This is a genomic window from Hydrogenophaga sp. 5NK40-0174, from assembly GCF_040372165.1.
Taxonomy (GTDB): domain Bacteria; phylum Pseudomonadota; class Gammaproteobacteria; order Burkholderiales; family Burkholderiaceae_C; genus Hydrogenophaga.
In genome coordinates this window covers 130,304-144,067 of sequence record NZ_BAABWG010000004.1, presented here as the reverse complement: position 1 = coordinate 144,067, position 13,764 = coordinate 130,304, and the positions used below count along the sequence as shown (strand labels likewise).

Below are 13,764 nucleotides of genomic sequence, written 5' to 3'. Positions count from 1 at the left end.
CATTGCATTTGAGACAATGCGGTCCATCATGCTGCAATTCGATCTCATCAAAACCGATGGCCATGCGCGCCGCGGTCGGCTCACGCTCAACCACGGCGTGGTCGAAACCCCCATCTTCATGCCGGTCGGCACCTATGGCACGGTCAAAGGTGTCATGCCCCGTAGCCTGGAGGACATGGGTGCCCAGATCATCCTGGGCAACACCTTTCACCTGTGGATGCGCCCAGGACTCGACATCATGGAGAGCTTTGGCGGCCTGCATGCGTTCGAGCAGTGGCACAAGCCCATCCTGACCGACTCCGGCGGCTTCCAGGTGTGGAGCCTGGGTGACATGCGCAAGATCACCGAGGAAGGCGTTCACTTCGCCTCTCCCGTCAACGGCGACAAGCTCTTCATGTCGCCCGAGGTGAGCATGCAGATCCAGACGGTGCTCAACTCCGACATCGTCATGCAGCTCGACGAGTGCACGCCCTACGAAACCAAGGGCCACCTCACGACGGAAAAGGAAGCCCGCGCGTCCATGGAAATGAGCCTGCGTTGGGCACAACGCTCCAAGGACGAATTCGAGCGGCTGGAGAACCCCAACGCCTTGTTCGGCATCGTGCAAGGCGGCATGTTCGAGAACCTGCGCCAGGAATCCCTTGATGCGCTGGTCGACATGAACTTCCCCGGCTATGCAGTGGGTGGCGTCAGCGTGGGTGAGCCCAAGGACGAGATGCGGCGCATCATGGCGCACACGCCCCACCGCCTGCCCGAAAACAAGCCCCGCTACCTCATGGGTGTGGGCACGCCGGAAGACCTGGTCGAAGGCGTGGCCTGTGGTGTGGACATGTTCGATTGCGTCATGCCTACCCGCAACGCCCGCAATGGCACTTTGTTCACCCGCTTCGGCGACCTGAAGATTCGCAATGCACGCCACAAGTCGGACCACCGCCCGCTGGACGAGACCTGCACCTGCTACGCATGCGCTGGCAACGCGGGTGTGTCCTACGCCGATGGCGGGCGAGAAGGCTTCAGTCGTGCCTACCTGCACCACCTCGACCGCTGCGGCGAGATGCTGGGCCCCATGCTGGCCACCGTGCACAACCTGCACTATTACCTGAACCTGATGCAGGAAGTGCGCAACGCGCTGGAAGCGGGCCAATTCCACGCTTTCCGCCAGCAGTTTGCGGCTGACCGCGCTAGGGGCATATAAGTCGAGCAGACAAGCACGAGCGCCCTTAGTTGCCCACGTGCATGTTGAACACAGAACCATCCGAGAGCTCGCAGGTGCCTGAGCCCAGGGTTTGCGAGTTCATCTGGTAGCGACAACGCAGATAGCTGCCGCGATTGCCAGCGCCGTTGGCCGTGCCTTCGTGCATCTTGCCAGCGGTTCGAGTGGCCTCCCCGGTGAATGACTCTCCGCCAATGGTGGCAAAGAAGCTTCCGCGCCCCTGGTGGTCATTGCTCACCAGTGCCTCAACCACGCCATGCGCTCTGGCCGCCTCGTTGGCCGGGTACAGGCGCGCAGTGAAGCGCAATGGTGCCGGCGAGACGGGCTGCGCCGATGCGATGGCACCATGCGGACCGTGTACCTCATGGTGCCCGGCGTGCGGCTCAATGGGGACGATGTAGCAGCCAGCCAAACCCAATGCCGCAGCACTGACGGCGAGCAATGCCACCGTGCGTGACCAATGGGTACGGATCTCGTTCAATGGTCGAGCAACCATATCTCTCCTTGTCGCCCAAGCACATGCTTGTACGGCAAGTCTCCTTGCGCATTGGATGGCCCCGCAAGCTCAGCTGGCATGGGTATCACCTGAGTGCACAACAGGTACGATCACCCGATACTTCTTCTGCCACTGCGTCACAGCTCAATCAACTTGCCTGCACCTGCACACTCCCATTCAACGCCGTCCCGAGTGCTTCCCGCGCTCGTTCTGGCGCAGTTTGGCGGCACGTCCTTGTGGTTCGCCATCAACGCGGTGATGCCCGATTTGCAGCAAGCATTCGGCTGGCCGATCACAGCGGTGGCCCCTCTCACATCCGCCTTGCAGTTCGGCTTCATCATCGGCACGCTGGTCTTTGCGCTCCTGGCCATTGCCGACCGGTTCTCCGCTCGCTGGGTGTTCTTTCTGTGTGCGATGGCAGGCGCGGGTTGCACGGTCGGTGCATGGGCGATGGTTGAACACTATGAGGCCTTGATGCTCTGGCGATTTGCCACCGGCTTCTTCCTTGCGGGCATTTACCCAGTGGGCATGAAAATCGCCGCGCAGTGGTTCCCGCAAGGTCTGGGCGCTGCGCTGGGCTTGCTGGTGGGCGCATTGGTGCTTGGGTCTGCATCGGCCCACGCCCTGCGAGCATTGGGTCAGGCACTGCCTTGGCAAAGTCTGATGCTGGGCGTTGCCGCCTTGGCTGCCTTGAGCGGCCTGATCGTGCTGTGGCTCATTCCTGAACCGCACCACGCTCATCCGAAGGTCACCACCTTGCAATGGCGCGCCTTGGGAACGGTGTGGACCGATCCGAAGGTGAGGGCATCCGTGCTGGGCTACTTTGGCCACATGTGGGAGCTCTACACCGTCTGGGTATTGGTGCCCTTGATACTGGCGACGCGACTCGAAGGTGCAGCCCTGTCATGGGTCGCATTCTGGGTGCTCGGCATTGGCGCGTTCGGTTGCATGGCTGGCGGATGGTTGGTCAAACGCTGGGGAAGCGCCAAGGTGGCCACCGTGCAACTGCTGATCAGTGGTGTCTGCTGCCTGCTGGCGCCCGCGCTGATGAACGCCAGCGACGCAGTGTTCTATCTCTGGCTCACCATTTGGGGCATCACCGTGGCCGGAGACTCGCCTCAGTTCTCTGCGCTCACGGCACGCAATGCACCACCGCAAGCGGTTGGCAGTGTACTCACCCTGACCAACAGCATCGGGTTTGGAATATCCATCGTGAGCATCATGCTCTTCGTCGAACTCACCAAGCACTCCCACCTGGGGAGCCTGCTGCCCTGGCTGGCGATAGGCCCTGCGCTGGGCCTGATCGCCATGCGCCCACTGCTCCAAGAACAGAAGGCGCGGTAACGGGCCATTCCGATCGCTGGGTCAGCGTCCGCCGAAGGCACCTTCGCCCTGGTCGAAGAAGCTTTCCGGATCGGGCAGTTGCGTGGCAGGCGTGAGCATGTCCTCTGGTCTGATCTGCTCGGTAAAGCCTTCGAGAGAGCCCATGGATTTGCGGTCTCGTCGCGCCACCGGGTTCGACAACATGTAAGCCACACTCAGTTGCGTCAGCGAGATCAGTGCGTCTTTGTGTGTGCGCTCGTACCCATGGGAAGCATCTGCACCAAAGCCGATCAAAGCGGTTCGAATGTCATTGCCTGCCTCCACTGCGGCGGCAGAATCGGAACGGTAGTACTTGAACACGTCGCGCCTGTGCGAAATGTTGTGCAGTTGAGCGAGGTTGATCAGTTTGTGCGTGAGGTGGTAGTCGAACGGCCCCGACATGTCTTGCATGCAGATTGTTGCCGCTTGCTCGTTGGTGTTCTGCCCTGGCGCCGCAATGGCGATGTCCAGACTCACCATTTCGGCAATCTCACCCTGCAGCGCAGCAGACGATCCTGAACCCACTTCTTCGGTAATGGTGAACAGCGGGTGCACATCGACTGCCGGCATGCGGCCACTGTCGACAATCGCCTTGCAGGCCCCCAGCAACACGGCCACTGCGGCTTTGTCATCGAGGTAACGGGAGTTGATGTAGCCGTCTGGCTGAATCTCCGGCTGCGGATCAAACGCTATCCAGTCGCCGACGTTCAGGCCTAGCGCTTCAAGGTCGGCCTTGCTGTTGGAGAGCTGGTCGACACGCACTTCCACTTGCTCCCAGCCCACTGGCTGGGTGTCAATTTCTCCGCCAAACGCATGACCGGAAGTCTTCAAAGGCAGACACGTCCCACGCAGTTGCTGGTTGTCGGTAAAGATCGTCAAACGACCGCCCTCGGCAAACCGAGATGACCAATGTCCGATGGGAACAATGCCAACACGGCCATTGGGTTTGAGTTCACGCACCATCGCACCGAGCGTATCCAGGTGCGCCACGATGGCACGAGCTGGCTTCGGGTCTCGCCCCTTGATGGTGGCCCTGATGGCACCGCGGCGTGTGATCTCATACGGAAGACCCATGGCCTCCAGGCGGTTGGCTGTGTAGCGAACCACGCCATCGGTCAGGCCGACGGGGCTTGGAATCGCCAGAAGTTGCAGCAGGGTCTCTTCGATGTATGCGTAGTCCAGTGCGGGCAGCGCTGTCAGAGGCGTGTCTTCGGTCGGTCGTGCGACAGGATGGGTCATGGGGATTCCGCCTTCATTTTCATTTGGGGAAACAACAGGTCAATGAAGCACTGGGCAGTTGGCCGGGGCTCATGATTGGCCAGACCTGGTCTCTCGTTGGCTTCGATGATCACGTATTCTGGCGCACTGACCGAGGGAACGAGGAAATCCAGGCCGGTCACAGGAATGTCGAGCACGCGGCTGGCATGTTCGGCTGCACTGCGCAGCGCCGGATGCAGGTCATCGGTCACATCATGGATGGTGCCCCCGGTATGGAGGTTCGCTGTCTTTCGCACTTCTAGCGACTGCTCCAGTGCAAGCACGTCCGACATTTCATAGCCATGCAGCGCCACGCAACGGCGCGTCTCCGCATCCATCGGGATGCGGCTCTCGCCTCCGGTCGCAGCCGCCCGGCGCTTGCTTCGTGCGGCAATCAGCTCTTCAATCGTGGATTTTCCATCGCCAACGATGGTCGCCGGTCGCCGCACAGCTGCAGCCACCACCTGATGATTGATCACCACGATTCGCAAATCCAGCCCGGCGCAGAACTGTTCCAGCAACACCCGCTCTGAGAACTGGGCGGCTTGCTCGATGGCCGCCGACATGTCGTCCACCGAAGTGATGTTCACACTGATGCCTTTGCCTTGCTCGCCATCCACAGGCTTGACGACAATGTCACCGTGCTTGCGAAGGAACGCCGCATTCTGCTCATCGTCCGCCGCCAGCATCTGCTCGGGCACGCCCAGCCCCGCACTGGCCAGGAGCTTCACAGTGACGCGCTTGTCAGCGCACCGGCTCATCGCCACCGCACTGGTCAGCTCCGACAACGATTCTCGGCAGACCACACTTCTCCCGCCGTGGCTGAGCTTGAAATAGCCATTTTCGGCATCGATGACTTCCACGTGAATGCCTCGTCGCTGCGCCTCGTCCACAATGATGCGAGCGTACGGATTCAGCCCTTCCTCATCGGGTTTCACCCCCCGCGTAAACAAAGGGACATTGATGGCATTGCGACGTTTGACGGCGAAGGAAGAGATGCGCTGGAAACCAAGTTTCTCGTAAAGGGCAATGGCCGACTGGTTATCGTGCAGCACGGACAAATCCATATAGGCCCTGCCTCGCGCCTGGAAGTGTTCAGCCAGGAAGCGGGTGAGTGCTTCGCCAATGCCTGCATGGCCTGCATAGGGTGAGACGGCCAGCGCCCACAGGCTCGACCCTTCATTCCTGGGGTCGATGCCTTGTGAGTGGTCGAGCCCCATCACCACGCCCAGCACCTCCCCCGTGATCTGGTCCTCTGCCAGCACATAGACAATTTTTCGCTCAGCCCTCTGGCTCCACACCCACGATGCATCCACCGGCACCATGCGCCGGGCACGGTAGATGGCATTGATGGCAGCCACATCCGATCGGGAACGCAAACGCCGAACGGTAAACCCTCGCTTTGCTGCGCGCGAGGGAACGTAATTGTTCAGAGACAGGCGATAAGTCTCCGAGGGGTCCACGAACAGCTTCTCTGGCGCGTGTGACACCACCACATGTGGTTTGTCTACATAGAACGCAATGTCGCGCTGTCCCGGCTCCTCAGCCAGCAACTCGTGCGCAATCTGGGCTGAGTCCGAGAAGGTATAGCCTGCAATCAGGCGTCCCCAGCCGCAATCGACAGTCACGTCTCGCGGGCCACGTTCTGCGCGACGCTGGACCTCCTCCTGAGGCAAGGTCGATTGACCCAGGCGGCGAGAGCGCTGCGCATGCTCCTTGCGAATCATGGCGATCTCCTCAGCGTTGGTCAGTGCAGATGGTTCTGAAGCCAAAGCTCCAGCAAACCGAGCTGCCACAACTTCGAACCACGCAACGGCGTCATGTGTGCGGCCGGATCATCAATGAGCTTTTGCACATAGCCGGCGCGGAACAGGTCGCGCTCCCGCGCAGAGCGCGAATGCAACGCGTCGCGCACCATGTCCAGCACATTGCCTTGCAAATGTTTGAGCGCCGGGACAGGGAAATAGCCCTTGGGCCGGTCAATCACTTCGGACGGAATGACTTTGCGTGCGGCTTCCTTGAGAATGCCCTTGCCTCCGCCAGCGAGTTTGTGGCGTGCAGGGATGCGCGCTGCCAGTTCAACCAGTTCGTGATCGAGGAAGGGAACGCGGGCTTCCAGACCGAAAGCCATCGTCATGTTGTCGACACGCTTGACGGGGTCGTCCACCAGCATCACGGTAGTGTCCATGCGCAAGGCCTGGTCGACAGGGTCCGTCGCACCCGGTGCCGTCAGGTGCTCGCGAATGAAGTTTGCCGTCGCATCTTCACAGTGGTAACCGTCCTCGACCACTTGCAGGTACTCGGCATGATCACGATCACAGAACGCTGCCAGATAGTCCTCCACGGGCTGAGCACTGCCATCGAGCTTCGGATACCAGTGGTAGCCACCAAATACTTCGTCGGCACCCTGCCCGCTTTGCACCACCTTGCTGTGACGCGATACCGCTTCCGACAGCAGGTAGAAGCCAATGCAGTCATGACTGACCATGGGCTCGTTCATCGCACCGATCGCTTCCGGCAGGCGCGTGAGCAACTGCTGCTCGGGCACGAAGATGCGCTCGTGCTCGGTGCCAAAGCGCTGGGCCACGATATCGGCGTATTCGAACTCGTTGCCTTTCTCGCCACCTACGTCCTCAAAGCCGACGTTGTAGGTCCGCAGGTTGGACACCCCAGCCTCGCTCATCAGGCCCACGATCAGGCTGGAGTCCACGCCACCGGAGAGCAGCGCACCCACGGGCACGTCTGCCACCAGGCGACGCTTGACGGAGGCACGAAGCTCGTCGAGCAGGATGTCACGCCAATCATCAAACGAGCGCTTTTCTTCTTCCGCAGTGCGATCGTAATTGAGCGACCAGAAGCGCTCTTCACGCGTTTTGCCATCCGGGTCGACAAACATCAGCGTGCCCGGTGCCAACTTGCGCACGCCATTGAAGATGGTGCGTGGCGCGGGCACGATGGCGTGCAGGGACAAATAGTGGTTCAAGGCCAGTGGATCGATGCTGGTGTCCACACCGCCAGCATCCAGCAAAGCCGGGAGGGCAGAGGCGAAGCGTAGCCCACCACGAACAGGCGCCAGGTAAAGCGGCTTGATACCCAGGCGATCACGACCGAGCAGTACCTTGCCGCTGTCACGCTCCCAGATCGCAAACGCAAACATGCCGTTGAGCCGTTTGACGAAGTCAGGGCCCCAGGCGTGGTAGGCCTTGAGCAAAACCTCGGTATCGCCGTGCGAATAGAAACGGTAGCCCTTGCCTTCCAGCTCCTTGCGCAACTCCGGATGGTTGTAGACCGCGCCATTGAACACGATGCCGACACCCAGCAGTGGGTCGAACATGGGTTGCTGTGACGCATCGGAAAGATCCATGATCTTCAGACGTCGGTGCCCCAGTCCAAGGCGTTCCTGTATCAGCAGGCCTTGTGAATCTGGCCCCCGCGGCTCGTGCCGCTGGTTCATGCGGAGCAAGGCGTCAACATTGACAGCCTGCCCGTCAAACCGGATTTCTCCTGCGATTCCACACATGTCTGCAATACCCTTCTGTCCAACGTAACCCGCGCACCAGACCTCAGCGGCCGGGCTCAGCAGAGAAATCCACCACAAGCCAGATCAGCCCGGCACACGAATGGGCCAGGCTGGGTTCAGGATTGGGTGGGGAGTGTTATGAGCGATCTGACCGGAGCTGAATGGCAGTCTCTGTCGAGCCTCGCACTGCTGTTCAGCACGCGGATAAAGTAAAGCGATAGCATTCAGTATAGCGGTCCCGCGTCACTCCCGTGAGCCACACCCCCCATACCCTTACGCCTTAGTGCGCCACCGGCTGAGCATCGCCGTGATCGTCTCCCGCATCGCCGCAGTGGTGGCAAAAGTGGCTGAGGCTGTTGCGACGAGTGCCGCATTGCTGGCACGCATGGAACAGGTTCATGCCGCAGTGGGGGCAGAAATCCACCCCAATGGCCTCTCCCTTCTTGGCCAGGGTCCGCTCACACCCTGGGCACACGCCTTTATCGAGGCTGGCTTGCGCCTTGTCATAGTCCAGCGCCTGCCTGCGATCTGACTCCGGTCTGGCTTCCGCTTCGCGCTGGCGCTGCAGGTAGGACTGCAGCGCCATGATGGCGTAGCGCCCTCCGATCACCGTGACCAGGATACCGACGATGTATCGCACGTACCCGCCATAGCTGGGCAGATAGGGCACCAGCTCCACGAAGAACGCAAACGCGGCAAAGAAAATGAATCCCCACACAAACGGCCAGTACGGGCCTTTGCGCTTTCGTGCAAAGAGGTAGCCAGCGGCCACGAGCAAAGGCAGCGTCAGGGCCAGGCGATAGCCAAACACTCGCAGCTCTTGTGACCGGCGGGCAGACTGGAATGCCTCCGATGCATCCTCACGCATCTGTGACATCTCGCGCTCGGCTGCCTGCCGGGACTGTCTGGCGTCCAGAACGAGTTTTTGCTGACTCTGAACACCACTGAGTGCATCGCGTTGCGCTGCGCGCAAGGTATCCAGTTCATTGGTCCGTCGCACCAGCTCCGGGTCATGAGCGCCCTGCTCGGTGACGCGCCGGGTCGCCAGCCAGTTGCTGAACGTCTCGCGGGCAGCACGATTGTTGGCTTTGGCGGTGTCGTGCACCAGCTCGGCCTGATCCAGTGCCTCGCTGGCATCCCGCTCATCAGCCTCCGCCTTCCTGATCGTGGATTTCAAAGTGGCCAGGCGCTGTGCATCCATGAAGTTCTCGATGGTCTGGCGCTGCTCGACCTTGGGCAGATCCCGAACGACGGTGTTGCCCAAACCGGTGAGGAACCAGGCGAAAGCGAACGCCACCAGCCACAGTGCGCGGTTGAACCAGCGCTCAGACAATCGAAGACCCTTTTTCATTGATCAATCCTCTTCACAAAAATCTCATGGAGCGTCAGGCCCCGGGCAATACCAGAACAGGCTTCGAACCGTACCCTGCTGACTGCATCCAGACAAAGATCGAATCCGCCGTGGTGGTTGCTATCCGGCTACTCCAGCGTTGACGACCAGGGTGGTCATCAAACGCCACGTTGGCCGACCCAATACGGCCGCCAAGGCGCTTGAGCGCACTGATGCGCAGCACCGTTGGCTTGTAACCCTTGAACCTGAGCCATGCCTGCGCCGAGTTCCTGTCGGTCACCCCCGGCTCAACGGCCATCGAGAGCGTCTCGATGGCCCATTGGTTGGATTGCTGGTAGCGCGTTGACCACGGATAGCTGACCACGCTATAGCGTTCATGGTGCAATCGCACAGCCTCGCGATCGTCGGTCAAGGTTCGGTACAGCGCTGTTTGCCAATGCGAATCGGGGACAACATAAGCAGCACGATACTGCCAGAGATTGTCCAGAAAGAACTCTCCCAAGCCTTGCCGGTATACGCTGGCTTTGTCCGACCCGCAATGATTGAGCTTGTGCACCACATGCCAGGTGCTGATGCCGGAGGGAAGCTGAGCACGATAAGCCCAGGCCACATGCGAGTAGTTCAGCCCGTATTCCGAGAGGTCTTGCCCGGCGCGCGCGAGCAAAACCACCGTCGCTCCAGACGCCGCATGCTCTCGCTCCAGCGACTGCCGGGTCAAGGCCGCCTGCTCCAAACCGGCGACCATTGCCTGAGGAGTCAACGGCGTGACCTCACAGCTGCGGCCAGCCCAGGCCGGCGATGGGCAGGCTGCGGCGATGCCAATGGCCAGCAAGGCGGCCGAGGCATGACCGGCAACGGGTCTGGCTCCACTGCACCGACCTGAAGAAGAGTGATCGGCATTCATGTCTTGGTCTCCGTCGATCATCGAGTCAACCGCTCGTTGTGCAGCAGCGCCTCTCCCAAGCGGTTGGGAACATAGGCCAGCACCTCCCCAGCCGCAGACAGCACCACGCCCGCGCTGATCACCGTCGTCTCAACTGCACTGCCGACGCTCAGAGCCACATGCCCTGCCCCGTGCGACGCCACCTGGACGCTCACCCGTGCACCGTCAGATGCACGCTCCAACACATAGACCACCCCCGAGGCGGTCACCTCGACGGCCACAACCACCAGCGTAGCGCCAGAGATGGCCAGTGCAGCCGGAACCGCACTGATCGCCACGGCAGCCCCACCGACGCTGGCACCGCCCACAGCAGAAGCCGTGACCACAGAGGCCACGGGCAAAGCTGACAGGGCCACGGATGCCTCTGAGGCATCAGGGCCACCATGGGCATGAGTTGACGCAGGGGCTGCAGCGATTGACATTGCTGCGATGCTGATGGCAATGGCCCCTGTCCAGCGCCGCCACGCGGTTTGACGGACCGTGACCGAGGAAGGGTACATCCGGTTGACTTGCATGTAAGACTCCTTGCGACCTGGCCGCCCGCATTGAGCGCGGGCAACCAGCATTCATGAAACCGTTGCGAAGGCGAGTACCTGATGATCAGGCGTCATCTCGCACAACGATCTGCTCATCTGCGCCCTGATAGGAGGAGCCGGCACGTGCCGCGCGTGCACCCTGCCATCGTGCTTCTGCCAGGTCCGCTTCATGCTGGTCGCGCAGCGTCTTGGCCAGCGTGAACGCCGTGGTCACCAGATACAGCCAGCAAACACCCATGAATGCGCGATAGGTTTCATTGATTTCCATTCGCAGCAGGCCCCATGCCGTCAGTGACATGGCCACAGCAAATCCGCCCCAGGTCACGAAGCGCCACATCGGCGAGTCTTCGCTACCATCTTTGGTTTCTGCCGCCTGGTTGTCACGAATGGCTTTGGACAGCACAAACACAGTAGACAAACAGAACACGTACCCCATCACCATGAACGCGCGGTCGATCGCTTCACCGGGCAGGTATGCCAGACCCGTCGCACAAAGAAACGCGGCAAGACCAAATGACACCCAGACTTGAAGGCGCCAGGCCCGCGTGTCGCGCATCGGGCGAAGCGCTTTGAGGGAAGAAGATCGGCTATTGGAAGCAGTAGTCATGATGGGAAATCGTCGTTGAACACAAGGCCTATGCTCAGGGAATTGGCCGAATATCAGTACGAAATTCAATATCTTTATCGCCCATTGAATCTCTGAGTATTGAATATCGGTACTTTTCGCCATTGCCCCGTCAACGGCATTCACTACACTCAAACACAGTAGACCCTGGCGGACACGCGCATGCGCTTCAAGAAACTTGATCTCAATTTGCTGGTTGCGTTGGACGCGCTGCTGACCGAGCGAAACGTCACGCGTGCTGGCGAGCGGATATACCTGAGCCAGTCGGCGATGAGCAACGCGCTGTCCCGGCTGAGGCATTACTTCGACGATGAGCTGCTGGTGCCGGTTGGTGGCAAGCTGGAGCTCACACCGCACGCCACGTCACCATGCGGTCGAACGATGATTCGCTGCCCTTTTTTGAGGCCTGGTTCACCGAGAACGTGGATGTGGACCGCCGGGTTTCTGTGTCGACTTACAGCTTCGTCACCATCCCGCACATGGTGGTGGGAACAGAGCTTGTCGGAACGGTGCACTCCCGGTTGGCTCGCAAGCTCGAACGCGCCTTGCCTATCGTGGTTCGCCCCGTTCCTTTGCCGGTTCTGCGTTTCTCTCAAACCATGCAGTGGCACAAATACCGAACCCAAGATCCGGGCCTGATGTGGCTGCGCGGCCTGCTTCATGAGGCCGCACGCACATTGGACGACGCTCAGGCGTAGGCGTACTCACCACCTTTGGACAGCGCCGTCTGGTAGGCGCTGCGTTCATGAACCTTGCGCAGCCAGGCCATGGTGGCTGGGCGCGATTCGTTCAAGCCGGCGCGACTGGCCGCGGCCTCCAGCGGAAAGCTCATCATGATGTCGGCAGCGCTCATGGTGTCACCGGCGAACCATGGGCGTGAGGCCAGCTCTCGTTCGATGTAGTCGAGGTGCACATCTGCCATGGGCTGGACTTTCTTGACCGCCAGCTTGCCCATGAGCGGGATGCGGTTGAGCACCAGCAGGAGGAGCAGCACGGGCATGACCGAGCCTTCAGCGTAGTGCATGAACTGGCGGTAGCGAACCAGCCCATCACCATCGTCAGGCGCGCCCAACTGGCCGGTCTTGGCCACCAGGTATTCGCAGATCGCGCCGGTTTCCACCAGCTTGAGGCCACCGTCTTCCAGCACGGGCGACTTGCCCAGTGGGTGGATTTTTCGCAGCGCAGGCGGTGCCAGCATGGTTTTGCTGTCCCGCTCGTAGTGCTTGATCTCGTAGGGCAGCTTCAACTCCTCCAGCATCCAGAGAATGCGTTGGGAACGGGAGTTGTTGAGATGGTGGACGATGATGCTCATAGGGTCAGTTCTGCGATGTATGTACCAAGGGGGTCAGTCAACGTGTCCATTCTCAGACGCCGTTGCCGTTCTTGCATGTACGCCTCCAAAGCCCTGCCTGAAGGGACAACTATGCCGAAGGGCACGCCTTGCCCCGCTGTTTTTCGCTATCCGTTCTGGATGGGTATGGAGGTGGCTCTGTCGTCTTGTTGCGATGAGGGGCAACTCTAGGGAGACAGTCCCTATCATGGAAATGGATTGTTCAAATCCACCTTATCGATGTCATCAATATCAGGGCAAACCCGGCACATCCCACGCAGGCAAGGCTGCATCAAAAGCAGAGCAGGCACTGCAAGTACAGCCTCGAGTGGGACGTGACGCCCAAAGAAAAAGCCCGGAAGACTGATGCTTCCGGGCCAATGCGGGCCGCATGTTGTTGATGGGTGTCGTGACAGCAAAATCCAGTTCTGTGCCAAGCCCCGAGGCCTGCTCCCTGACGCCGGTTGACCGAGTCGCTTTCCTTTTGTATGGGCTCTCGAGGAGCCTGTGGTGCGATCTGTTCGGCCTTTCTCACCGGAGTGGTCCCTGTGCATTTGCGGGACAGATGGATCTTCACTCAAATTTTTTTTGAGGACACCGAATTCAGTCCTTGGTCGCAAAAAACAAGCGCTTCAGTATCTATTTTTGATACCACCCAAGGGTTTACCCAAGTCATCTTTGGTATTCAGCTGCCGATTTGTCTGACGCCTCCTGTAAGACAAGGCATGGCCAGGCGACCAAGTCTCAGCGAGCGTCAAACATCACGCGCCCGCCAACTCCGACGGGCATGACGTCCGGCGGATTCCATAGACCAATGTCGAAAGACACTCAGGAGAGACAGATGAACGTCAAAACCAAAGCCAGCCTCGCCGCCGCCACCGCCGCAGCCCTGTTCGCACTGGGCGCTGCACCACTGACCGCCAGCGCCGCCGAAGGCAGCGTGCAGTGCGTCGGTGTCAACAGTTGCAAAGGCACGTCCGAGTGCAAGACCGCCAAGAACGAATGCAAGGGCCAGAACAGCTGCAAAGGCCAGGGCTGGGTGAGCAAGGCTTCGGCAGAGGAATGCACCAAGGCTGGCGGCAAGGTCATGTAATTGCCCCGGCTTTCCCGTTCTTTTGCACTTGCGAAAGA

At 60.3% G+C, this 13,764-nt stretch carries 13 protein-coding genes and 1 pseudogene; 5 read left to right on the top strand and 9 right to left on the bottom strand.

Annotation, left to right across the window (positions count from 1 at the left end):
• The first annotated feature begins 28 nt into the window (after window positions 1-28).
• Window positions 29-1,195, top strand: coding sequence for a tRNA guanosine(34) transglycosylase Tgt (tgt, locus tag ABWV89_RS14030; protein WP_353397930.1), 1,167 nt, complete (start codon window positions 29-31; stop codon window positions 1,193-1,195).
• Between the two features lie 25 nt (window positions 1,196-1,220).
• On the opposite strand, the gene ABWV89_RS14025 is transcribed toward tgt, so the two are convergent.
• Window positions 1,221-1,709: a hypothetical protein gene (locus ABWV89_RS14025; RefSeq protein WP_353397927.1), complete on the bottom strand. Its 489-nt coding sequence runs from the start codon at window positions 1,707-1,709 to the stop codon at window positions 1,221-1,223.
• 192 nt (window positions 1,710-1,901) lie between these two features.
• Between ABWV89_RS14025 and ABWV89_RS14020 the strand changes: the two genes are divergently transcribed.
• On the top strand, window positions 1,902-3,053 hold the full coding sequence (locus ABWV89_RS14020) for an MFS transporter (RefSeq protein ID WP_353397924.1): 1,152 nt from the start codon (window positions 1,902-1,904) through the stop codon (window positions 3,051-3,053).
• 21 nt (window positions 3,054-3,074) lie between these two features.
• Here ABWV89_RS14020 and ABWV89_RS14015 read toward each other — a convergent pair whose 3' ends face one another.
• The 7 genes from ABWV89_RS14015 to ABWV89_RS13985 form a co-directional block, all read right to left on the bottom strand.
• The gene (locus ABWV89_RS14015) at window positions 3,075-4,310 is read right to left on the bottom strand and encodes an osmoprotectant NAGGN system M42 family peptidase (protein WP_353397921.1); all 1,236 of its coding nucleotides are present in this window, start codon (window positions 4,308-4,310) and stop codon (window positions 3,075-3,077) included.
• Window positions 4,307-6,055: an N-acetylglutaminylglutamine synthetase gene (gene ngg, locus ABWV89_RS14010; RefSeq protein WP_353397918.1), complete on the bottom strand. Its 1,749-nt coding sequence runs from the start codon at window positions 6,053-6,055 to the stop codon at window positions 4,307-4,309. Before ngg ends, ABWV89_RS14015 begins: the two co-directional genes overlap by 4 nt.
• A 20-nt stretch (window positions 6,056-6,075) precedes the next feature.
• On the bottom strand, window positions 6,076-7,848 hold the full coding sequence (locus ABWV89_RS14005; protein WP_353397916.1) for an N-acetylglutaminylglutamine amidotransferase: 1,773 nt from the start codon (window positions 7,846-7,848) through the stop codon (window positions 6,076-6,078).
• Window positions 7,849-8,128: 280 nt separating this feature from the next.
• Window positions 8,129-9,199: a zinc ribbon domain-containing protein gene (locus tag ABWV89_RS14000; protein WP_353397913.1), complete on the bottom strand. Its 1,071-nt coding sequence runs from the start codon at window positions 9,197-9,199 to the stop codon at window positions 8,129-8,131.
• Window positions 9,200-9,233: 34 nt separating this feature from the next.
• Window positions 9,234-10,103 carry a DUF2145 domain-containing protein gene (locus ABWV89_RS13995; protein WP_353397910.1) on the bottom strand — a complete coding sequence of 290 codons (870 nt, stop codon included), beginning with the start codon at window positions 10,101-10,103 and terminating at the stop codon, window positions 9,234-9,236.
• Between the two features lie 17 nt (window positions 10,104-10,120).
• Window positions 10,121-10,657, bottom strand: coding sequence for a hypothetical protein (locus ABWV89_RS13990; RefSeq protein ID WP_502903218.1), 537 nt, complete (start codon window positions 10,655-10,657; stop codon window positions 10,121-10,123).
• A gap of 85 nt (window positions 10,658-10,742) precedes the next feature.
• On the bottom strand, window positions 10,743-11,285 hold the full coding sequence (locus ABWV89_RS13985) for a YiaA/YiaB family inner membrane protein (protein WP_502903217.1): 543 nt from the start codon (window positions 11,283-11,285) through the stop codon (window positions 10,743-10,745).
• 180 nt (window positions 11,286-11,465) lie between these two features.
• Between ABWV89_RS13985 and ABWV89_RS13980 the strand changes: the two are divergent.
• Window positions 11,466-11,603 (top strand): annotated as a pseudogene (locus ABWV89_RS13980) (LysR family transcriptional regulator); the annotation flags it as partial.
• 68 nt (window positions 11,604-11,671) lie between these two features.
• On the top strand, window positions 11,672-12,001 hold the full coding sequence (locus tag ABWV89_RS13975) for a type 2 periplasmic-binding domain-containing protein (RefSeq protein WP_353399320.1): 330 nt from the start codon (window positions 11,672-11,674) through the stop codon (window positions 11,999-12,001).
• On the opposite strand, the gene ABWV89_RS13970 is transcribed toward ABWV89_RS13975, so the two are convergent.
• The gene (locus ABWV89_RS13970) at window positions 11,992-12,615 is read right to left on the bottom strand and encodes a glutathione S-transferase family protein (protein WP_353397907.1); all 624 of its coding nucleotides are present in this window, start codon (window positions 12,613-12,615) and stop codon (window positions 11,992-11,994) included. The genes ABWV89_RS13975 and ABWV89_RS13970 overlap by 10 nt on opposite strands.
• An 859-nt stretch (window positions 12,616-13,474) precedes the next feature.
• Here ABWV89_RS13970 and bufA2 point away from each other — a divergent pair.
• Window positions 13,475-13,726 (top strand): BufA2 family periplasmic bufferin-type metallophore, encoded by a 252-nt coding sequence (bufA2, locus tag ABWV89_RS13965; protein ID WP_353397905.1) that lies wholly within the window; start codon window positions 13,475-13,477, stop codon window positions 13,724-13,726.
• Window positions 13,727-13,764: the final 38 nt, after the last annotated feature.